The 17,925-nt window shown below is 49.4% G+C and carries 29 protein-coding genes and 1 pseudogene; all 30 read left to right on the plus strand.

Going from position 1 to position 17,925, the window contains the following annotated elements; translation table 11 throughout:
- The first annotated feature begins 42 nt into the window (after positions 1–42).
- Positions 43–675, plus strand: coding sequence for a 50S ribosomal protein L4 (gene rplD / locus RIE73_RS27425; protein ID WP_446389075.1), 633 nt, complete (start codon positions 43–45; stop codon positions 673–675).
- On the plus strand, positions 668–973 hold the full coding sequence (locus tag RIE73_RS27430; protein ID WP_446404184.1) for a 50S ribosomal protein L23: 306 nt from the start codon (positions 668–670) through the stop codon (positions 971–973). Before rplD ends, RIE73_RS27430 begins: the two co-directional genes overlap by 8 nt.
- A 139-nt stretch (positions 974–1,112) precedes the next feature.
- Positions 1,113–1,976 carry a 50S ribosomal protein L2 gene (gene rplB / locus RIE73_RS27435; protein WP_446404185.1) on the plus strand — a complete coding sequence of 288 codons (864 nt, stop codon included), beginning with the start codon at positions 1,113–1,115 and terminating at the stop codon, positions 1,974–1,976.
- A 40-nt stretch (positions 1,977–2,016) separates the two neighbouring features.
- Entirely contained in the window at positions 2,017–2,292 is a 276-nt protein-coding gene (gene rpsS, locus RIE73_RS27440; protein WP_446404216.1) for a 30S ribosomal protein S19, read from the plus strand.
- 70 nt (positions 2,293–2,362) lie between these two features.
- Positions 2,363–2,725, plus strand: coding sequence for a 50S ribosomal protein L22 (gene rplV, locus RIE73_RS27445; RefSeq protein ID WP_446404186.1), 363 nt, complete (start codon positions 2,363–2,365; stop codon positions 2,723–2,725).
- A 60-nt stretch (positions 2,726–2,785) separates the two neighbouring features.
- Complete coding sequence (gene rpsC / locus RIE73_RS27450) at positions 2,786–3,511, plus strand: 30S ribosomal protein S3 (RefSeq protein WP_446404187.1); 726 nt, start codon at positions 2,786–2,788, stop codon at positions 3,509–3,511.
- A gap of 75 nt (positions 3,512–3,586) precedes the next feature.
- A complete protein-coding gene (rplP, locus tag RIE73_RS27455; protein WP_446404188.1) occupies positions 3,587–4,000 on the plus strand; it encodes a 50S ribosomal protein L16 in 414 nt (137 codons plus the stop codon).
- 9 nt (positions 4,001–4,009) lie between these two features.
- Positions 4,010–4,240 (plus strand): annotated as a pseudogene (gene rpmC, locus RIE73_RS27460) (50S ribosomal protein L29); the annotation flags it as partial.
- A 159-nt stretch (positions 4,241–4,399) separates the two neighbouring features.
- Positions 4,400–4,648: a 30S ribosomal protein S17 gene (gene rpsQ / locus RIE73_RS27465; RefSeq protein ID WP_446404189.1), complete on the plus strand. Its 249-nt coding sequence runs from the start codon at positions 4,400–4,402 to the stop codon at positions 4,646–4,648.
- Positions 4,649–4,767: 119 nt separating this feature from the next.
- Complete coding sequence (rplN, locus tag RIE73_RS27470) at positions 4,768–5,136, plus strand: 50S ribosomal protein L14 (protein ID WP_006100476.1); 369 nt, start codon at positions 4,768–4,770, stop codon at positions 5,134–5,136.
- Entirely contained in the window at positions 5,136–5,486 is a 351-nt protein-coding gene (gene rplX / locus RIE73_RS27475; RefSeq protein ID WP_446404190.1) for a 50S ribosomal protein L24, read from the plus strand. Before rplN ends, rplX begins: the two co-directional genes overlap by 1 nt.
- Positions 5,487–5,591: 105 nt before the next feature.
- Positions 5,592–6,137, plus strand: coding sequence for a 50S ribosomal protein L5 (rplE, locus tag RIE73_RS27480; RefSeq protein WP_446404191.1), 546 nt, complete (start codon positions 5,592–5,594; stop codon positions 6,135–6,137).
- 24 nt (positions 6,138–6,161) lie between these two features.
- Positions 6,162–6,563 (plus strand): 30S ribosomal protein S8, encoded by a 402-nt coding sequence (gene rpsH, locus RIE73_RS27485; RefSeq protein ID WP_446404192.1) that lies wholly within the window; start codon positions 6,162–6,164, stop codon positions 6,561–6,563.
- Positions 6,564–6,626: 63 nt separating this feature from the next.
- Positions 6,627–7,166, plus strand: coding sequence for a 50S ribosomal protein L6 (gene rplF / locus RIE73_RS27490; protein ID WP_446404193.1), 540 nt, complete (start codon positions 6,627–6,629; stop codon positions 7,164–7,166).
- 3 nt (positions 7,167–7,169) lie between these two features.
- Positions 7,170–7,532: a 50S ribosomal protein L18 gene (rplR, locus tag RIE73_RS27495; RefSeq protein WP_446404194.1), complete on the plus strand. Its 363-nt coding sequence runs from the start codon at positions 7,170–7,172 to the stop codon at positions 7,530–7,532.
- 26 nt (positions 7,533–7,558) lie between these two features.
- Positions 7,559–8,080, plus strand: a complete 522-nt coding sequence (gene rpsE / locus RIE73_RS27500; RefSeq protein WP_446404195.1) for a 30S ribosomal protein S5 — start codon at positions 7,559–7,561, stop codon at positions 8,078–8,080.
- A gap of 153 nt (positions 8,081–8,233) precedes the next feature.
- Complete coding sequence (gene rplO / locus RIE73_RS27505; protein WP_446404196.1) at positions 8,234–8,683, plus strand: 50S ribosomal protein L15; 450 nt, start codon at positions 8,234–8,236, stop codon at positions 8,681–8,683.
- Positions 8,684–8,756: 73 nt separating this feature from the next.
- Complete coding sequence (gene secY / locus RIE73_RS27510) at positions 8,757–10,103, plus strand: preprotein translocase subunit SecY (RefSeq protein ID WP_446404197.1); 1,347 nt, start codon at positions 8,757–8,759, stop codon at positions 10,101–10,103.
- Positions 10,104–10,259: 156 nt separating this feature from the next.
- Positions 10,260–10,811, plus strand: coding sequence for an adenylate kinase (locus RIE73_RS27515; protein ID WP_446404198.1), 552 nt, complete (start codon positions 10,260–10,262; stop codon positions 10,809–10,811).
- A gap of 282 nt (positions 10,812–11,093) precedes the next feature.
- Positions 11,094–11,318: a translation initiation factor IF-1 gene (gene infA, locus RIE73_RS27520; protein ID WP_006100613.1), complete on the plus strand. Its 225-nt coding sequence runs from the start codon at positions 11,094–11,096 to the stop codon at positions 11,316–11,318.
- 87 nt (positions 11,319–11,405) lie between these two features.
- Positions 11,406–11,519 carry a 50S ribosomal protein L36 gene (rpmJ, locus tag RIE73_RS27525; protein ID WP_446404199.1) on the plus strand — a complete coding sequence of 38 codons (114 nt, stop codon included), beginning with the start codon at positions 11,406–11,408 and terminating at the stop codon, positions 11,517–11,519.
- 59 nt (positions 11,520–11,578) lie between these two features.
- Complete coding sequence (rpsM, locus tag RIE73_RS27530) at positions 11,579–11,962, plus strand: 30S ribosomal protein S13 (protein ID WP_446404200.1); 384 nt, start codon at positions 11,579–11,581, stop codon at positions 11,960–11,962.
- Between the two features lie 50 nt (positions 11,963–12,012).
- A complete protein-coding gene (gene rpsK / locus RIE73_RS27535; RefSeq protein ID WP_446404201.1) occupies positions 12,013–12,405 on the plus strand; it encodes a 30S ribosomal protein S11 in 393 nt (130 codons plus the stop codon).
- 269 nt (positions 12,406–12,674) lie between these two features.
- Positions 12,675–13,622: a DNA-directed RNA polymerase subunit alpha gene (locus RIE73_RS27540; RefSeq protein WP_446404217.1), complete on the plus strand. Its 948-nt coding sequence runs from the start codon at positions 12,675–12,677 to the stop codon at positions 13,620–13,622.
- Between the two features lie 148 nt (positions 13,623–13,770).
- Positions 13,771–14,121, plus strand: coding sequence for a 50S ribosomal protein L17 (rplQ, locus tag RIE73_RS27545; RefSeq protein ID WP_446404202.1), 351 nt, complete (start codon positions 13,771–13,773; stop codon positions 14,119–14,121).
- 9 nt (positions 14,122–14,130) lie between these two features.
- Positions 14,131–14,982 (plus strand): tRNA pseudouridine(38-40) synthase TruA, encoded by an 852-nt coding sequence (gene truA, locus RIE73_RS27550; RefSeq protein ID WP_446404203.1) that lies wholly within the window; start codon positions 14,131–14,133, stop codon positions 14,980–14,982.
- Positions 14,983–15,006: 24 nt separating this feature from the next.
- Complete coding sequence (gene rplM / locus RIE73_RS27555) at positions 15,007–15,462, plus strand: 50S ribosomal protein L13 (protein ID WP_446404204.1); 456 nt, start codon at positions 15,007–15,009, stop codon at positions 15,460–15,462.
- The gene (rpsI, locus tag RIE73_RS27560; protein ID WP_446404205.1) at positions 15,462–15,878 is read left to right on the plus strand and encodes a 30S ribosomal protein S9; all 417 of its coding nucleotides are present in this window, start codon (positions 15,462–15,464) and stop codon (positions 15,876–15,878) included. The genes rplM and rpsI overlap by 1 nt, the downstream gene beginning before the upstream one ends.
- Positions 15,879–15,966: 88 nt before the next feature.
- Positions 15,967–16,212, plus strand: coding sequence for a 50S ribosomal protein L31 (rpmE, locus tag RIE73_RS27565; protein WP_446404206.1), 246 nt, complete (start codon positions 15,967–15,969; stop codon positions 16,210–16,212).
- 108 nt (positions 16,213–16,320) lie between these two features.
- Entirely contained in the window at positions 16,321–17,436 is a 1,116-nt protein-coding gene (gene prfA, locus RIE73_RS27570; RefSeq protein WP_446404207.1) for a peptide chain release factor 1, read from the plus strand.
- Positions 17,437–17,925: the final 489 nt, after the last annotated feature.

The raw sequence follows: 17,925 nt of genomic DNA on the forward strand, positions 1-17,925 counted from the left end.
TGAATCTTGAACAACCAGACTAAAGACTAAGGACTAAAAACTATGGTCGATTGTATAGTGCGAAACTGGCAAGGGGAAGAAGTGGGACAAGCCACCCTGGAGCTGAAAGTCGCCAAAGAAGATAGTGCGTCTCACATTGTTCATCGAGCATTAGTTCGACAAATGACCAATGCTCGTCAAGGAACCGCATCCACGAAAACCCGCGCCGAAGTTAGAGGCGGCGGACGCAAACCGTGGCGGCAAAAAGGAACAGGTCGCGCCCGGGCAGGTACAAACCGCTCACCCTTGTGGCGCGGCGGGGGCATTATCTTTGGTCCCAAGCCCAGAGACTATAACCTGAAGATGAACCGCAAAGAGCGGCGCTTGGCACTGCGAACCGCATTGCAGAGTCGAGCGGAGGATCTAATTGTCGTCGAAGAGTTTGCCGATCAACTGCCTCGTCCGAAAACCAAAGACTTGATGGAGGCGATCGCCCGTTGGGGAATTGATCCCAATCAAAAAGTCCTGTTGATTTTACCTCAACCCGCACAACAGGTTTATTTGTCAGCCCGTAATGTGCCAAGCATCAAGCTAATTTATGCGGATAGCTTAAATGTCTACGATGTATTGAACGCTGACAAAATTGTCACCACCAATACAGCCCTTGCCAAAATTCAGGAGGTTTACAGTGACTAAATCAACTAACCCCCGCGACTTGGCAGATATGGTGCTGCGCCCAATTGTGACTGAAAAAGCCACGTTGCTTTTAGAAGATAATAAATATGTCTTTGATGTGGTTCCCCAAGCCACTAAACCGCAAATCAAAGCGGCAATAGAAAGCCTTTTTGATGTCAAAGTTACGGGTGTTAACACCTTAATGCCACCGCGCCGAAAGCGTCGCGTCGGCAGATTTATCGGGTACAAGCCCCAGTATAAACGGGCAATTGTTACCTTGGCTCCTGAAGACTCCATTACGTTGTTCCCAGACGTATAAAACAATGGTGAGTGTTGCATGTGTAGGGGCGGGTTTGACTACTATCTTTTATTACCCAATCCAGATGCAACTAAACCCGCCCCGACCGAGTTTTCAGGGACAAATGACATAAGACAAATGACAAATAAAGGATAGTTTTATGGGAACTCGTAGTTATAGACCGTATACCCCAAGTACCCGTCAGGTTACACTCTCAGACTTTGCGGAAATTACCCGCAGTGAGCCAGAAAAATCACTAACCACCTCTAATCACCGTCCCAAAGGTCGCAATAATCGGGGGGTGATCACCAGTCGGCGTCGGGGTGGAGGACATAAGCGCCTCTACCGGATCATCGACTTTCACCGCAAAAAGCATAATATTCCGGCGAAAGTAGCCGCCATTGAATATGACCCCAACCGGAATGCCCGGATTGCCCTACTTTACTATCAGGATGGCGAAAAACGCTATATTCTGCACCCAGCAGGTTTAGAAGTCGGGGCATCTGTGATTTCGGGTCCCGATGCTCCGATTGAAGTGGGTAACGCTTTACCGTTGAGCAATATCCCCCTAGGCACCAGCGTACATAACGTGGAATTAGTCCCTGGAAAAGGCGGTCAAATCGTCCGTGCGGCTGGGGTGAGCGCCCAAGTTGTCGCCAAAGAAGGGAACTATGTCACCCTGAAGCTACCCTCCACAGAAGTCCGTATGGTGCAGCGGAACTGCTATGCCACGATTGGACAGGTCGGGAATAGTGAGGCTCGTAACTTAAGTTTAGGAAAAGCAGGTCGTAGCCGTCGTTTGGGACGGCGCCCCAAAGTCAGAGGAAGCGTCATGAACCCGGTGGATCATCCCCACGGCGGTGGTGAAGGGAGAGCGCCGATTGGGAAATCCGGTCCAGTTACACCCTGGGGTAAACCCACATTGGGCGCGAAAACTCGCAAACCGAAAAAACAAAGCTCCTCTCTGGTTGTCCGCCGTCGGCGCAAATCCTCGAAGCGAGGACGGGGTGGACGTCAAGCTTAAGGCTTGTATCCAATTACTGACCATTTACTACGTTGAAATTATGGGTCGTTCGTTAAAAAAAGGTCCATTTATTGCCGACAGTCTTCTGAGTAAGATTGAAGCCTTGAATACAAAAGGCGAAAAGCAGGTGATTAAAACCTGGTCACGCGCCTCAACCATTCTGCCGCAAATGGTGGGTCATACCATCGCCGTGCATAACGGTAGAACCCATGTGCCGATTTTTATCAATGAGCAGATGGTGGGACATAAACTGGGCGAATTTGCCCCAACTCGTACCTTTCGCGGTCATGCTAAGGGCGATCGCCGGGCGCGTTAATTAGCACAAGGCTGTCCCTTGGAGTTGGCAGCTTTGATCTCGCTCTTGCCGATTAGAGATTAGAAAAACTATGGCGACGATAGATACGACAGTAGAAACCAAAGCGATCGCACGTTACGTTCGGATGTCCCCCTTAAAAGTCAGGCGGGTTCTAGATCAGATTCGAGGGCGTTCCTACCGCGAAGCCCTGATCATTCTGGAATTTATGCCCTACCGGGCGTGCGAACCCGTGCTGAAAGTCCTACGATCTGCCGTGGCGAATGCCGAACATAATGCGGGTCTAGATCCCACCACCTTGGTGATTAGCCATGCTTCGGCTGATATGGGACCTAGCTTTAGGCGCTATCGCCCCAGAGCCCAAGGTCGAGCCTATCAGATTCGCAAGCCAACCTGTCACATCACGGTGGCGGTTTCCCCTCAAGTTGAGGAGTAGTTAATTGTCATCGCTCAATCCTGATTGACAACGGATAAACACAAAGTAAAGGAAGGATTCGTGGGACAAAAAATTCATCCAATTGGTTTTCGCTTAGGTGTCACTCAAGAACATCGCTCCCGTTGGTTTGCTGATACCAAGCGTTACCCAGAAGTCCTGCAAGAGGACTACATCATCCGACAATATGTCGAAAAAAACCTGAGTAACGCCGGGATTTCGATGACCCGGATTGAACGCAAAGCCGATCAAATTGACTTAGAAGTTCATACAGCTCGACCTGGTGTCGTGGTTGGTCGGGGCGGTAGTGGCATTGAATCCTTGCGTACAGGTCTCCAAGACCTTTTAGGGAGCAATCGTCAAATTCGCATCAATGTCATTGAAGTCGCCCGGGTGGATGCCGATGCGGAGCTAATTGCCGAGTACATTGCCCAACAGCTCGAACGTCGGGTGTCCTTCCGTCGCGTGGTGCGTCAAGCGATTCAACGGGCGCAACGGGCAGATGTCCAAGGCATCAAAGTCCAAGTGAGTGGTCGCCTGAATGGGGCGGAAATTGCCCGAACGGAGTGGACTCGGGAAGGTCGAGTTCCCCTGCATACCCTGCGGGCGGATATTGATTATTCCTACCGTACCGCTAGCACCATCTATGGGATTCTTGGCGTGAAAGTTTGGATCTTCAAAGGCGAAATTATTCCCTCTACCGAAGAAGTCGCTCCCCCGCCAACCGCTCAACCCCGTCGTCGTCAACAACGGCGTCGCCAGCAATTTGAAGATCGGTCTAATGAATAGTCTTTTGTCCTGGATCAGCTGAAAACAGGCAAAGGAGAAACCAGCACGATTAACTGATAACGGACAAAAATCACTATGTTAAGTCCTAAACGAACAAAATTCCGCAAACAGCATCGCGGGCGGATGAGAGGTCAAGCCACTCGCGGCAACTCCCTCAATTTTGGGGACTTTGGCTTACAAGCCACTGAACCATCCTGGATTACTGCCCGTCAAATTGAAGCCGGTCGTCGAGCGATGACTCGCTATATTCGCCGGGGCGGAAAAATTTGGATTCGTGTATTCCCCGATAAACCGGTGACCATGCGTCCAGCGGAAACTCGTATGGGTTCGGGGAAAGGGTCTCCTGAATATTGGGTGGCGGTCGTGAAACCTGGTCGAATTCTCTATGAAATCGCCGGTGTATCCGAACCCATTGCCCGTGAAGCCATGCGTCTAGCGGCTAACAAATTTCCCATTAAAACGAAGTTCATTACCCGTGAAGGGGAATAAGTATACGTTATGCCTTTGTCCAAAATAGATGACGCGAGAACATTAAGCGATCAAGAACTAGCCGATGAAATTTTAGCTGCCAAGCGTGAGCTATTTGAACTGCGGTTGCAACAAGCCACTCGCCGCTTAGAAAAACCGCATCAGTTTAAGCATCTCAAACATCGCATTGCTCAGATGATGACGATCGCACGAGAACGGCAATTGGCAGCCGCATCTGAACAAACCCCCCCATCCGTGAGCGATTCAGCCCCGACAGCGACAACGGCGACGACTCAACCCCCTCAAGCCGAGGCGGAAGAGGCAGTTAAAGCCGATGAGCAAGGGTCAGTGGGTGAACAGGCAACTGAAGCCACCCCTGAATCCTCACCATCTGAGGCAAACGAAGAGGAGTAAACCGCGATGGCAGTTAAAGAACGAGTTGGTGTAGTTGTCAGCAACAAAATGGATAAAACCGTAGTTGTTGCTATCGAAAACCGATCGCCCCACCCGAAATACGGCAAAATCGTTGTCAAGACCAAGCGATATAAGGCACACGATGAAGACAATCGCTGTCAAGAAGGCGATCGCGTCCGCATTCAAGAAACCCGACCGCTCAGTCGCACGAAACGCTGGCAGGTTATGGACATTCTCAGTAGTGCCTCAATTTAACCCCCGCAAGGGTATGGTTTTGGGTTTTGAATGTTCACGAATCGGTCAGAAACGAGAATCGTCAAACCCACTCCGACTTGCCTCACAATTCATAACTCGGAATCAAGAGTACAAATCAGATGATTCAACAACAAACCTATTTAAATGTGGCTGACAATAGCGGTGCGCGTAAAGTAATGTGCATTCGCGTCGTCGGTTCTGGAAATCGACGTTACGGTAGTGTGGGTGACGTGATTATTGCTGTGGTAAAGGATGCGATTCCGAACATGGCAATTAAAAAGTCCGATGTGGTTCGGGCTGTTATTGTCCGCACTCGTAAAGGATTGCGCCGGGAAAGCGGCATGAGTATTCGTTTTGACGATAATGCGGCTGTGATTATTAACCCGGAAGGTAATCCCAGAGGAACTCGTGTATTTGGTCCAGTAGCGCGAGAACTACGGGAGAGAAATTACACGAAAATTGTGTCCTTAGCGCCGGAGGTACTCTGATGGCTAAAACAACAAAAAAAGCGCCAGTGCGTTACAAAATGCACATCAAAAAAGGCGACACGGTGCAAGTGATTAGTGGTCACGATAAAGGTAAGGTCGGAGAAATTCTGGAAACCTTACCGAAAGAAAGTAAGGTTGTGGTCAAAAACGTGAATGTTAAAACCAAACACGTTAAGCCTCAGCAAGAAGGAGAAACCGGTCAAATTGTGACCATTGAATCCCCGATTCACAGTTCCAATGTCATGCTGTATTCGGACAAGCAAAAAGTGGCAAGTCGTATCTGTTATACCTTGACTGAAGAGGGACGCAAGGTACGAATGCTGAAGAAAACGGGTGAAATCATCGACTAATCTTTTCGTCAAGTCCTTTGGAGTTATCAAAAAAAACAAAGGACATAAGACAAAAGACATAAGACAAATTACCCTGACCAAGCCCAGGGAAAAGGATAAACCACCATGTCTGACCGACTGAAAACACTCTATCAAGAGACAATTGTTCCCAAACTTAAAGAACAGTTTGGGTATACCAACATCCATCAAGTCCCGCGTGTGACCAAAATCACCGTCAACCGAGGATTAGGCGAAGCCTCTCAAAATGCGAAAGCCCTGGAATCCTCCTTGAGTGAACTGGCGATCATTACCGGTCAAAAACCTGTGGTCACCCGTGCCAAAAAAGCGATCGCGGGCTTTAAAATCCGTGAAGGAATGCCCGTGGGGGTCATGGTTACCCTGCGCTCAGAACGGATGTACTCGTTCTTGGATCGCTTAATTAGTTTAGCCCTACCGCGAATTCGTGACTTTCGTGGGATTAGCCCTCGCAGTTTCGACGGTCGCGGCAACTACACCCTAGGCATCCGAGAACAACTGATTTTCCCGGAAATAGACTACGACAGTATCGATCAAATTCGGGGCATGGATATCTCAATTATCACCACCGCAAACACCGATGAAGAGGGTCGCGCTTTACTCAAAGAGATGGGAATGCCTTTCCGGGAGAAATAAGCCTGTAAGCATAGGAAGGAACTAATGGCGGCAAACGACACAATTGCAGATATGCTAACCCGCATTCGGAATGCGTGTTTGGTACGACATCAAACCACAAATGTCCCCGCAACAAAAATGACCCGGGCAATTGCCCAGGTGTTGAAAGAAGAAGGCTTTATTGCCGACTTTGAAGAAGCTGGGGAAGGCGTTAAAAAATACTTGGTGATTTCGTTGAAATACAAGGAAAAAACTCGCCAACCCATTATCCGAGCGCTGAAACGGGTGAGTAAACCCGGTCTGCGCGTGTACAAAAACCGCAAGGAATTACCCCGCGTTCTGGGTGGTATTGGGATTGCGATTATTTCCACCTCTAGTGGGATCATGACCGACCGGGAAGCCCGACGACAAGGAATCGGTGGTGAAGTATTGTGTTACATCTGGTAACACGGCGACAATCAGCCCTTCAGAACCTGAACATTCTTTTGCCCGGATAAGGAGTATAAAATCATGTCGCGTATTGGCAAACGCCCAATCACAATTCCCGATAAAGTAACCGTGACCATTGACGGTCAACAGGTTACCGTTAAAGGACCCAAAGGCGAACTCCAACGAGTTCTGCCCAAACAAGTCAAAGTTGAACAAGAAGGACAAACCATCCAAGTTTTGCGGCGGGATGAATCCAAACTTGCCCGTCAGCGCCACGGCTTGTCTCGTACCCTGGTTGCCAACATGGTGGAAGGGGTGTCCCAAGGCTTTCAGAAGCGTTTAGCCATCCAAGGCGTCGGTTATCGCGCCCAGGTGCAAGGACGGAACTTAATTCTGAATGTCGGCTACAGTCAACCGGTGGAAATTGTTCCTCCTGAAGACATACAGTTAGCGGTTGAAGGGAATACTAACGTCATTGTTAGTGGGATCAATAAAGAAATTGTCGGCAACACAGCGGCGAAAATTCGGGCGGTGCGTCCCCCAGAAGTTTATAAAGGGAAAGGCATTCGCTATGCCGATGAAATGATTAGACGTAAAGCTGGTAAAGCAGGTAAGAAATAAACAATGAAACTTACTCGTAAAGAATCAGTTCGCCGTAGACATCGGCGGGTGCGCCGAACCGTACAAGGGAATGCTGAACGTCCGAGATTATCGGTCTTTCGGTCGAATCAGCACATTTATGTGCAGGTGATTGATGATCATCAGCAACATACCCTAGTGGCGGCTTCGACGTTAGAACCTGGACTCAAGTCAGAGTTAAAATCCGGTGCCACCTGTGACGCCTCGGTGAAGGTGGGTCAGTTAATTGCCCAGCGAGCCTTGGAAAAAGGGATCTCTCAGGTGGTATTTGACCGAGGCGGAAATATTTACCATGGTCGCGTTAAAGCTTTGGCAGAAGCGGCGCGGGATGCTGGGTTAAACTTTTAGACGTTAAGGAAAGCACAATTTAAATTATGGCAAATCGTCGCAAAAGCAACCGCGCTAAAGAAAAAGATAGCAACTGGCAAGAACGGGTGATTCAAATCCGTCGCGTCAGCAAGGTGGTGAAAGGGGGGAAAAAATTAAGTTTCCGAGCGATCGTTGTGGTTGGCAATGAGCGGGGTCAAGTTGGCGTTGGTGTGGGCAAAGCCAGTGATGTAATTGGCGCTGTTCGCAAAGGGGTAGTTGATGCCAAAAAGCAAGTCATTGATGTGCCCTTAACCAAGTCCAATTCCATTCCTCATCCCTCGAATGGGGCGGCTGTTGGTGCCAAGGTGATGGTAAGACCCGCCGCCCCCGGTACAGGGGTAATTGCTGGCGGCGCGGTACGGACGGTGTTGGAATTGGCAGGAGTTCGTAATATCTTAGCCAAGCAACTGGGGTCTAATAATCCCTTGAATAATGCTAGAGCCGCCATTAACGCCCTAGATGCGCTACGGACGTTCAAGGAAGTGGCGCAAGAACGCGGGGTTGAGATTGAGAAGCTCTATGTCTGATTGTGTAGGGGCGGGTTTAGGAACCATCCGCGTCAACTTAAGGTGAAAAGCTCGGTTGAGCAAGGGTGTCGGGTGTCGGGTGTCGGCTCAAAAACCTAACACCTACCACCATTGACCTTAAATGAGAGAGTTTTGAGTTTAGTGAGCTAAATTATGAGAATCCATACTGTAGCACCCCAAGATGGGGCAAAGAAAGGTCGTCGTCGTGTTGGTCGCGGGATTAGCGCGGGTCAAGGCGCAAGCTGTGGCTATGGGATGCGGGGTCAAAAGTCGCGATCGGGTCGGGGGACAAGAGCTGGATTTGAAGGGGGTCAGATGCCCTTGTATCGCCGCATCCCTAAGTTAAAACACTTTACGGTGATTAATCCCAAACATTACACTACGATAAATGTAGGTAAGTTGGCATCGCTCCCTGCCAATACAGAGGTGACGTTACCGTCACTGATGGACGCGGGGATCGTCACCACGGATGACGGACCGTTGAAAATTCTGGGTGACGGGGAGTTGAATGTATCGCTAAACGTTAAAGCTGCTGCTTTCACGACGGGCGCTCGCCAAAAAATTGAGGCGGCTGGCGGGAGTTGTGAAACGATTGAGGCGTAACTTTTCGGTTTTAAAGTTGCCGTCTGTGGCGGCGGAGTTCCCTTACCACCGTGTCCTCTAGAGGTAGTCCTTTATGGTCGTCAGTCGAGACAAAACTCCAACGGCTCAAGAAACATTTATGCAGATGGCACAAGCAGCCGGACTTAGAGGTCGGTTGCTGTTGACCATCGGTTTGTTGATCCTAGCCCGGTTTGGTGTCTTTTTACCGGTACCGGGAATTGATCGGGAACAACTAGCCACCGCTATCCAAAGTGGCAATGTTCCCATCGCTGGCATTTTAGATTTTTTCTCCGGGGGAGGATTCTCGGCTTTGGGGATTTTTGCCCTGGGAATCTTGCCCTATATTAATGCGTCGATTATCTTACAGTTGCTGACGGCAGCTATCCCCACGTTGGAAAATTTACAGAAGAATGAAGGGGAAGCTGGACGTCGGAAGATTTCTCAGATTACCCGGTATGTTGCCCTGGGTTGGGCGATATTGCAAAGCATCGGTCTGGCAATTTTTGCTAGCCAATTTGCGACTAATCCCGGAACCCTCTTCTTTGTGGAAACCGTTCTGGCAATCACGGCTGGCTCAATGTTTGTCATGTGGATTTCGGAACTGATTACCGAACGCGGGATTGGCAACGGCGCGTCGTTGTTGATTTTTGTCAATATCGTGGCAGTTCTGCCCCGGACATTGGGTCAAACGATTGAATTGGCACAGACGGGGGGGCGAGAAATGGCAGGTAAGGTGGTCATTTTGCTCCTGGTTTTCCTGGTGATGATTGTCGGGATTGTTTTCGTTCAGGAGGGAACCCGCCGAATTCCAATTATTTCGGCAAGACGACAAGTTGGGCGTCGCCTCTATCGGGAACGAACGAGTTATCTGCCGCTGCGACTGAATCAAGGTGGGGTAATGCCGATCATCTTTGCCTCAGCGGTGTTGATTCTGCCCACGTCTATTGCTGGCTTTGCTCGCGGTGGCACCGGTGAAGGTGTTTTTGGCTCATTCATGCAAGGGGTAAATCAGGTGGCTGTGTATATTAGTCCCAATGGTCCAACGCCGTGGCTGTATGTACTGGTTTATCTGGTGTTAATTCTCTTCTTTAGCTACTTTTATGCGTCATTAATCGTCAACCCAGTTGATATGTCGCAGAATTTGAAGAAAATGGGCGCGAGTATTCCGGGAATTCGCCCCGGTAAAGCTACCAGCGACTATGTGGAGCGAGTGCTGAATCGGTTAACGTTTTTGGGCGCTATTTTCCTGGGACTGGTGGCGGTTGTGCCAACGGCTGTAGAAAGTGCGACGGGAGTGACAACCTTTAGAGGGTTAGGGGCGACTTCGTTACTGATTTTGGTCGGTGTGGCAATTGATACGGCAAAACAGGTTCAAACGTATGTGATTTCACAGCGTTACGAGGGTATGGTGAAGCAGTAAAATTTTGGCTATGTCATTGGTTACTTGTCCTTTGTTCAGTGTTAGGTTTTCTCTAGAGGTGAGAGCTGGATTTGCTCCGCGTTGTAGAAAAGACATCAAATTGACAGAGGACAAAGGACAAATGACAAAGGACAAAGGACGAATGACAAATAACCAATGACACGATTAGTTTTTTTAGGACCACCAGGGGCAGGCAAAGGAACACAAGCGCAGCATATCGCTGAACTTTATCAGATTCCTCACATATCGACCGGGGATATTCTCCGGAGTGCGATCGCCGCATCTACCCCCCTCGGACAAAAGGCGCAGTCTTATATGAATGGCGGCGAGTTGGTGCCAGATGAATTGATTCTGGATCTGATTCGCGATCGCCTCAAGCAACCGGATACTCAATCAGGTTGGATTTTGGATGGGTTTCCGCGTAATGTTAGCCAAGCGGCTTTTCTGGAGAATCTGCTTCAGGATCTCGATCAGCAGTGCGATTATGCCATTTATTTGGATGTCCCCGATGAATCAATCCTGAAACGGTTACTCTCACGAGGACGCCAAGATGATAATGAGCAGACGATTCGTAAACGCCTAGATGTCTACCGCCAACAGACGGCGCCGGTGATTGAGTTTTACCGCGATCACTCAATCTTACGCGAGATTGATGGAGACCAACCCATGGAGGAGGTGACGGATTCTCTCAAGCAGGTGATGTCCTGAACCCGTTCACTCATCAATTGCCCAAGCCGGAAAACGAACACCGTCCCACTTTGGAGGGATGTTCTCGTCTCTGTGATGTGGTTACTATTTCTAAGGCTTCCCTTAATGTGACAGCAACGCTTCTGGGAAGTCGCTCCTGGTGTTTCAACTTTTCTTAACACTCGCGGGATCAAAAAGCCGTTTTAGGGAGGATTTTGATAACATAAGTTAACAACTCCCTGGACAAATCTCTAACTGTGTGGAGGGGGACTTAGTGACCAATCGTATTGAGGAACGACAAAATTGGCTAAACAAGACTTAATTGAAATGGAAGGGACGGTAACCGAATCCTTACCGAACGCCATGTTTCGGGTTGATTTGGATAACGGCTTCAACGTCCTTGCCCATATTTCCGGCAAAATTCGCCGCAACTACATCAAAATTCTACCGGGCGATCGCGTCAAAGTCGAATTGACCCCTTATGACTTGAGCAAGGGGCGAATCACCTACCGACTGCGTAAAAAATAAACATCGTTCGGGCTGATTGATTGGCTTATTTGACGCGAAAACCAAAAAATGATATGATAATGTGCTTGCGTTGTAACTAAAAAACCCATGAAGGTTAGAGCATCCGTCCGCAAAATTTGCGAAAAATGTCGCATTATTCGACGCCGAGGTCGAGTAATGGTAATTTGTCAAAACCCCAAGCACAAACAACGTCAGGGGTAATCTAGAGACTCTATAAGACTCATTTGTAGCACAAAACCAGCAAAAGGGAGAAAAATACCGTGGCAAGAATTGCCAGTGTAGACCTACCTCGCGATAAACGAATAGAAATTGGTCTAACCTACATCTACGGAATTGGTCTATCTCGCTCCAAAGAAATTCTTAGCAAAACGGGTATTAATCCGGATATCCGCGTCAAGGATTTAAGCGATGCTGACGTAGCCACCCTGCGATCGGTAGTCGAGGGCGACTATCAGGTCGAGGGTGACTTAAGGCGCTGGGAAGCCATGAATATCAAGCGTCTCGTTGATATTGGCACCTATCGCGGACGTCGCCATCGCCAAGGGTTACCTGTGCGCGGTCAACGCACCCGCACCAATGCCCGTACCCGGCGGGGTAGACGTATTGCCGTTGCGGGTAAGAAAAAAGCACCGGCGAAGAAGTAAGACGTTGATTCAGTTCACACCCACTCCTAAGACAGCACAAATAAAACGATATGCCGCGACCAACTAAAAAAACAGGTACAAAAAAACAGAAACGCAACGTTCCGAATGGAATGGCATTCATCCAGTCTACCTTCAACAATACCATCGTCACCCTTTCGGACACACGGGGCGATGTGGTTTCCTGGGCATCAGCCGGATCGAGTGGTTTTAAAGGCGCGAAGAAAGGCACCCCCTTTGCCGCTCAAACCGCTGCCGATAACGCCGCCCGTCGAGCCATAGACCAAGGAATGCGTCAAATTGAGGTAATGGTTAGCGGTCCTGGTGCAGGTCGAGAAACCGCGATTCGCGCACTGCAAGGCGCAGGACTAGAAATTACCCTGATTCGGGATGTCACGCCAATTCCGCATAATGGTTGCCGTCCCCCGAAACGACGCCGCGTCTAGGATCGGGAAATCGGGAACGGGAATGGGGGCGGTTAAACCCAGAGTTTGATTGAGATATACCCTCAATCAAACCTTTAAGTCAGTTGACCCCGCATCCGTCTCGACTCGACACCAAAATCAAGTGTCAGCATCGAGCCAATTATGCCAACCCCTGATACTTTGCTTAGTGCCACTTGTACCAAATTGTGGGTTAGGCGCAACAAAAATTCAAAAGTACTGGCTGAGTGCTTTTGATGGGTTCCTATGAATTAAAGGAGGGAGGTCACTCCGTGGCGCAGTTTCAGATTGAGTGCGTAGAATCCAAAACACTAAAGAATCAAAGTCAATATAGCAAATTTGTCCTAGAACCTCTAGAACGCGGTCAAGGTACAACAGTGGGCAACGCCCTGAGACGGGTTCTCCTGTCTAACCTAGAAGGAACAGCCATTACCGCTGTCCGGATTGCGGGAGTCAATCACGAGTTTGCCACCATTGAGGGAATCAGAGAGGATGTCCTGGAAATTCTCCTGAATATGAAGGAAGTCGTCCTCAAAAGCTATACGCCCGGACCCCATATTGGTCGAGTCATGATCACCGGACCTTCGACCGTGCGATCGGCTCAGTTTGATCTACCATCAGACGTAGAATTTGTTGATCCAGGTCAGTATATCGCCACCCTAGCCGATGGTGCCAAACTGGAAATGGAGTTCCGGATCGAACGAGGCACCGGGTATCGCTCGGTCGAACGGGGGCGTGATGAAACATCTTCGGTGGATTTCCTGCAACTTGATGCGGTATTCATGCCAGTCACTAAGGTGAACTACAGTGTTGAGGATACTCGCATTGACGGTTCCCTGGAAAAAGACCGTTTAATTTTAGATGTGTGGACGAATGGCAGCGTGTCACCCCAGGAAGCACTGAGTCAAGCCGCCACTATTCTGGTGGATTTATTCAATCCCCTGAAAGATATCGAGCTGAAGCCAGAGCCTGTGGGTCGTCCGGAAGACGAAGATCCCACCAGCCAAATTCCGATTGAAGAACTGCAACTGTCGGTGCGGGCGTATAACTGCCTCAAGCGAGCGCAAATTAACTCGGTTGCGGATCTATTAGATTATAGCCAGGAGGATCTCCTAGAAATCAAGAACTTTGGTCAAAAATCTGCCGAAGAAGTCATCGACGCCTTACAAAAACGCTTGGGGATTACATTGCCCCACGAAAAATCGGCTAAACCAACTTAAGCATTGTAATTAAATGGCTAATCGTCAACTCGGTTAGCCATTTCATCCTTGGCTACGCCTACGGAAATCAGGCTGTTGAAGGAAGGGATTCTCGCGTTCTAGTTGAGAAATTGTTCATTGTTGTGGGATTGTAGAGGAAGAAAAGACAATGCGTCATCGTCGTCGTGTACCCAAACTAGGAAAACCAGCCGACCAGCGTCAAGCGCTGCTCCGCAGCCTAGCGACAGAGTTGATTCGTCATGGTCGAGTCACCACCACCAAAGCACGGGCAAAAGCCGTGCGCTCCCAAGTGGAAAAAATGATTACCTTAGCCAAAGATGGCTCCCTAGCGTCTCGCCGTCAAGCCTTAGGCTATCTGTACGACAAGCAGTTAGTTCATGCTCTGTTTGAAGGAGCAAGCGATCGCTATGGTAATCGTAACGGTGGGTATACTCGCATCCTCAGAACCCTGCGCCGTCGTGGGGATAATGCGGAAATGGCAATCATCGAGCTGGTGTGAACTCAGGTTATGTCCGAGTGCGAGGTTAAGCCAACTCAACGCATCGCCCTGGTGATTCAATACCTGGGTACTAAGTTCTCGGGTTGGCAACGACAACCTCACCATCGCACCGTGCAAGGGGACATTGAGCAAGTTCTGTCCACTGTCGAAGGAAAACCCGTAACCTTACACGGGGCGGGGCGTACTGATACAGGGGTTCATGCCGCTGCCCAAGTTGCCCATTTTAATAGCAGCCGTCCGATTCCGGGAGAGCGGTGGATGCCGATCCTCAATAGCCGACTACCGGAGGATATCCTGATTCGGGCATCAGCCCCCGTCCCCGCCAATTGGCACGCTCGCTTTTCGGCGATTTGGCGTCGGTATCGGTACAGTATCTATACAGATGCTTGTCCCAACCTGTTTGTGCGACCGTTTAGTTGGCATTATTATCACGCTCCCTTGGATGAACATCGGATTCAGGACGCACTGAATCCACTGCGGGGTAAACACCACCTGGCGGCGTTCCATCGCGCCAACTCGTCACGGCAGCATTCCTGGGTCACGGTTCAGGATACTCAATGTTACCGGAATGGTTCATTTATTCATATTGAAATTCAGGCGGATGGATTTTTATACGGCATGGTGCGGCTACTCGTCGGCATGCTGGTAGAAGTCGGGCGGGGGAACCTACATCCGAACGAGTTTACTCAACTGTGGGTGAATCAACAGCGGGAACGGATCAAATATTCAGCGCCAGCCAAGGGGTTGTGCTTGTTACGAGTGGGGTATCCTCACTCGCCCTTTCCGCCAAAAACCTGGTTTGATACTCAGCCGACGTTTATCTTGCCCACTGAGACACCTGCCCAATTGTGTTTAGGTTAACTGTATACGTAATCAAAAAAACTCATGCAAAAAACTTACCTGCCAACTCAGGATTCTTTAGAACAAAATTGGTACGTTATTGATGCCGAAGGTCAACGTCTGGGACGATTGGCAACGGAAATTGCCATGATTCTTAGAGGGAAAAATAAACCGACCTATTCCCCGCACATGGATACAGGGGACTTCGTGATCGTGGTCAATGCCGAGAAAGTCGTCGTCACCGGCAAAAAAAGCAGTCAGAAGATTTATCGCCGCCATTCCGGTCGTCCGGGTGGGATGAAGACGGAAACCTTTGCCCATTTACAAGCCCGTCTACCGGAACGGATTATTGAAAAGGCGGTGAAAGGGATGCTGCCTAAAAATTCTCTGGGTCGTAAACTGTTTACGAAGCTGAAAGTTTATGGCGGAGCAACCCATCCCCATGACGCTCAAAAACCTCAACCCTTAACCATTGACACCATTCCAGGAGAACAAGACTAATGCAAGCAACAGAACCGATGGAAAATCGCGCTGTGTACTGGGGAACCGGTCGCCGGAAATCCTCCGTTGCTCGGGTGCGCCTCGTGCCAGGGACAGGTCAATTGATTGTCAACGGGCGTCCTGGCGATGTCTACTTTAATCTCAATCCTGCCTATTTAATGGTGACCAAATCACCCTTGGAAACCCTGGGTCTAGAGAATGATTACGACATTTTGGTCAATGCTCACGGCGGTGGGTTGACCGGACAAGCCGATGCGATTCGCTTAGGCGTAGCGCGGGCGCTGTGTGAACTTGACCCGGAAAATCGCTCTCCCTTGAAGATTGAAGGGTATTTAACGCGCGATCCCCGTGCTAAAGAACGGAAGAAATACGGCTTGCATAAAGCCCGCAAAGCTCCCCAATACTCGAAGCGTTAGAATTGGGAAAAGAGAAGACGAATCATCAGGGGTGATTTCGCCCCAAATGACAGAACTAAGCAACGCTTGCTGAGAGAGGATAGTAACTATGCCAAAACCTGATATTCATCCCCAGTGGTATCCAGACGCCAAAGTCTATTGCAACGGAGAAGTTGTGATGACGGTTGGTTCAACCCAGCCGGAAATTCATGTTGATGTGTGGTCGGGAAATCATCCCTTCTACACAGGAACCCAAAAAATTATTGATACGGAAGGTCGTGTGGAGCGCTTTATGCGGAAATACGGCATGATCGAAGGAAATGCCTCGGAGCAGCAATCGTCTAAAGAAAAATAGCTAGGAAGGTTGAAGTGGATTCAACGGTAGCGAAGCCTAACTCTGACTCGTTAGACTTCGCCCTTTTATGCTTTTTTTAGCTATTTCAATGGAGCGATCGCTGTAACCATGGCGGAAACTTACTTACTGGATAAATTACAATCGGTTGAACAAACCTTTCACGAATTAACGCGCCGTTTGGCTGACCCTGATATTGCCACTGATCCGGTGGAAGTGCAGCGGGTGGCAAAAGCTCGTTCGTCCTTAGAGGAAGTGGTTAGCACCTACGAACTCTGGAAAACAGCCCAGGAGGAACTGACGGGCGCTCGCCAAATCCTCAAGGAAGCTAATGGGGATGGGGAAATGCACGACATGGCAGCCCTGGAAGTTGAGGAACTGCAAACCAAGCTGGAGGAGTTGGAAAAACGCCTGAAAATCCTACTCTTGCCCCGTGATCCGAATGATGATAAGAACATCATGTTGGAGATTCGGGCAGGAACCGGGGGCGACGAAGCCAGTATTTGGGCAGGGGATTTAGTGCGAATGTACTCCCGCTATGCCGAAACTCAGAACTGGCGGGTGAAGCTATTGAGTGAATCCCCGGCTGACATGGGTGGGTTTAAAGAGGCGATTCTGGAAATTCAAGGGGAACAGGTTTATAGCAAGCTGAAGTTTGAAGCGGGTGTGCATCGGGTGCAACGAGTCCCGGTGACGGAAGCAGGAGGACGAGTTCATACCTCAACCGCGACTGTGGCGGTAATGCCAGAAGTGGATGATGTGGAAATTGAGGTTGATCCGAAGGATTTGGAGGTTTCCACAGCCCGTTCGGGTGGTGCTGGTGGACAGAATGTGAACAAGGTGGAAACGGCGGTTGATCTGTTCCACAAGCCGACGGGGATTCGCATCTTTTGTACGGAGGAACGTTCTCAACTGCAAAACCGAGAGCGGGCGTTGCAAATTCTCCGCGCTAAACTGTATGAAATGAAGCTGCGGGAGCAACAGGAAGCGGTTACCTCGATGCGGCGATCGCAGGTGGGGACGGGTTCGCGATCGGAGAAGATTCGCACCTATAACTATAAGGATAATCGGGTGACGGATCATCGCTTGAGTCAAAACTATTCGCTGAATAGCTTGTTGGAAGGGGATATAGAGTCTGTGATTCAAGCCTGTATTACCCAGGATCAACAGGAACGGTTGGAGGAGTTGGCAACGTCGGACGAACAAGGGGAATCACTTTTGGCTTAATTGGTATTGGTCATTTGTCCTTTGTTTGTGTCATACTCGCTCTTCTTCAAGCAAGCTAGGTAATTTGCCATTCGGCTCAAATCTAAATGACAAGAGGGCGGGTTTTGTTGATAACTTATCGGTATACCCGTCAATTAAACGGCTCGTCATTTACCATTCGGCTCAAATCTAAACGACAAGAGGGCGGGTTTTGTTGATAACTTATCGGTATACCCGTCAATTAAACGGCTCGTCATTTACCATTTGGCTCAAATCTAAACGACAAGAGGGCGGGTTTTGTTGATAACTTATCGGTATACCCGTCAATTAAACGGCTAAACCCGCCCCTACAATCCCCTACAATTCCCTACAATAAGGCATAACTTCTGCCTCCTGCCTTCTGCCTTCTGCCTTCTGCCTTCTGCCTTCTGCCTTCTGCCTTCTGCCTTCTGCCTTCTGCTTTCTGCCTTGAAGTCATCTGTCTTGACAACCATGTTAAATAATAAACTT

It is taken from the genome of Coleofasciculus sp. C1-SOL-03, from assembly GCF_040220555.1.
Lineage (GTDB): Bacteria > Cyanobacteriota > Cyanobacteriia > Cyanobacteriales > Coleofasciculaceae > Coleofasciculus.

Bases quoted from the DNA above. Each gene is read 5' to 3' on its own strand.
- RIE73_RS27515 (WP_446404198.1), top strand. From the start codon at position 10,260: ATGACACGATTAGTTTTTTTAGGACCACCAGGGGCAGGCAAAGGAACA.
- prfA (WP_446404207.1), top strand. From the start codon at position 16,321: ATGGCGGAAACTTACTTACTGGATAAATTACAATCGGTTGAACAAACC.
- rplX (WP_446404190.1), top strand. From the start codon at position 5,136: ATGGCTAAAACAACAAAAAAAGCGCCAGTGCGTTACAAAATGCACATC.
- rplV (WP_446404186.1), top strand. From the start codon at position 2,363: ATGGCGACGATAGATACGACAGTAGAAACCAAAGCGATCGCACGTTAC.
- rplN (WP_006100476.1), top strand. From the start codon at position 4,768: ATGATTCAACAACAAACCTATTTAAATGTGGCTGACAATAGCGGTGCG.
- rpsQ (WP_446404189.1), top strand. From the start codon at position 4,400: ATGGCAGTTAAAGAACGAGTTGGTGTAGTTGTCAGCAACAAAATGGAT.
- rplR (WP_446404194.1), top strand. From the start codon at position 7,170: ATGAAACTTACTCGTAAAGAATCAGTTCGCCGTAGACATCGGCGGGTG.
- rplB (WP_446404185.1), top strand. From the start codon at position 1,113: ATGGGAACTCGTAGTTATAGACCGTATACCCCAAGTACCCGTCAGGTT.
- rpsS (WP_446404216.1), top strand. From the start codon at position 2,017: ATGGGTCGTTCGTTAAAAAAAGGTCCATTTATTGCCGACAGTCTTCTG.
- rpsH (WP_446404192.1), top strand. From the start codon at position 6,162: ATGGCGGCAAACGACACAATTGCAGATATGCTAACCCGCATTCGGAAT.
- rplO (WP_446404196.1), top strand. From the start codon at position 8,234: ATGAGAATCCATACTGTAGCACCCCAAGATGGGGCAAAGAAAGGTCGT.
- rplE (WP_446404191.1), top strand. From the start codon at position 5,592: ATGTCTGACCGACTGAAAACACTCTATCAAGAGACAATTGTTCCCAAA.
- rpmE (WP_446404206.1), top strand. From the start codon at position 15,967: ATGCCAAAACCTGATATTCATCCCCAGTGGTATCCAGACGCCAAAGTC.
- rpsE (WP_446404195.1), top strand. From the start codon at position 7,559: ATGGCAAATCGTCGCAAAAGCAACCGCGCTAAAGAAAAAGATAGCAAC.
- rplM (WP_446404204.1), top strand. From the start codon at position 15,007: ATGCAAAAAACTTACCTGCCAACTCAGGATTCTTTAGAACAAAATTGG.
- rplF (WP_446404193.1), top strand. From the start codon at position 6,627: ATGTCGCGTATTGGCAAACGCCCAATCACAATTCCCGATAAAGTAACC.
- rpsI (WP_446404205.1), top strand. From the start codon at position 15,462: ATGCAAGCAACAGAACCGATGGAAAATCGCGCTGTGTACTGGGGAACC.
- rpsK (WP_446404201.1), top strand. From the start codon at position 12,013: ATGCCGCGACCAACTAAAAAAACAGGTACAAAAAAACAGAAACGCAAC.
- truA (WP_446404203.1), top strand. From the start codon at position 14,131: ATGTCCGAGTGCGAGGTTAAGCCAACTCAACGCATCGCCCTGGTGATT.
- rplD (WP_446389075.1), top strand. From the start codon at position 43: ATGGTCGATTGTATAGTGCGAAACTGGCAAGGGGAAGAAGTGGGACAA.
- rplQ (WP_446404202.1), top strand. From the start codon at position 13,771: ATGCGTCATCGTCGTCGTGTACCCAAACTAGGAAAACCAGCCGACCAG.
- secY (WP_446404197.1), top strand. From the start codon at position 8,757: ATGGTCGTCAGTCGAGACAAAACTCCAACGGCTCAAGAAACATTTATG.
- rpmJ (WP_446404199.1), top strand. From the start codon at position 11,406: ATGAAGGTTAGAGCATCCGTCCGCAAAATTTGCGAAAAATGTCGCATT.
- rplP (WP_446404188.1), top strand. From the start codon at position 3,587: ATGTTAAGTCCTAAACGAACAAAATTCCGCAAACAGCATCGCGGGCGG.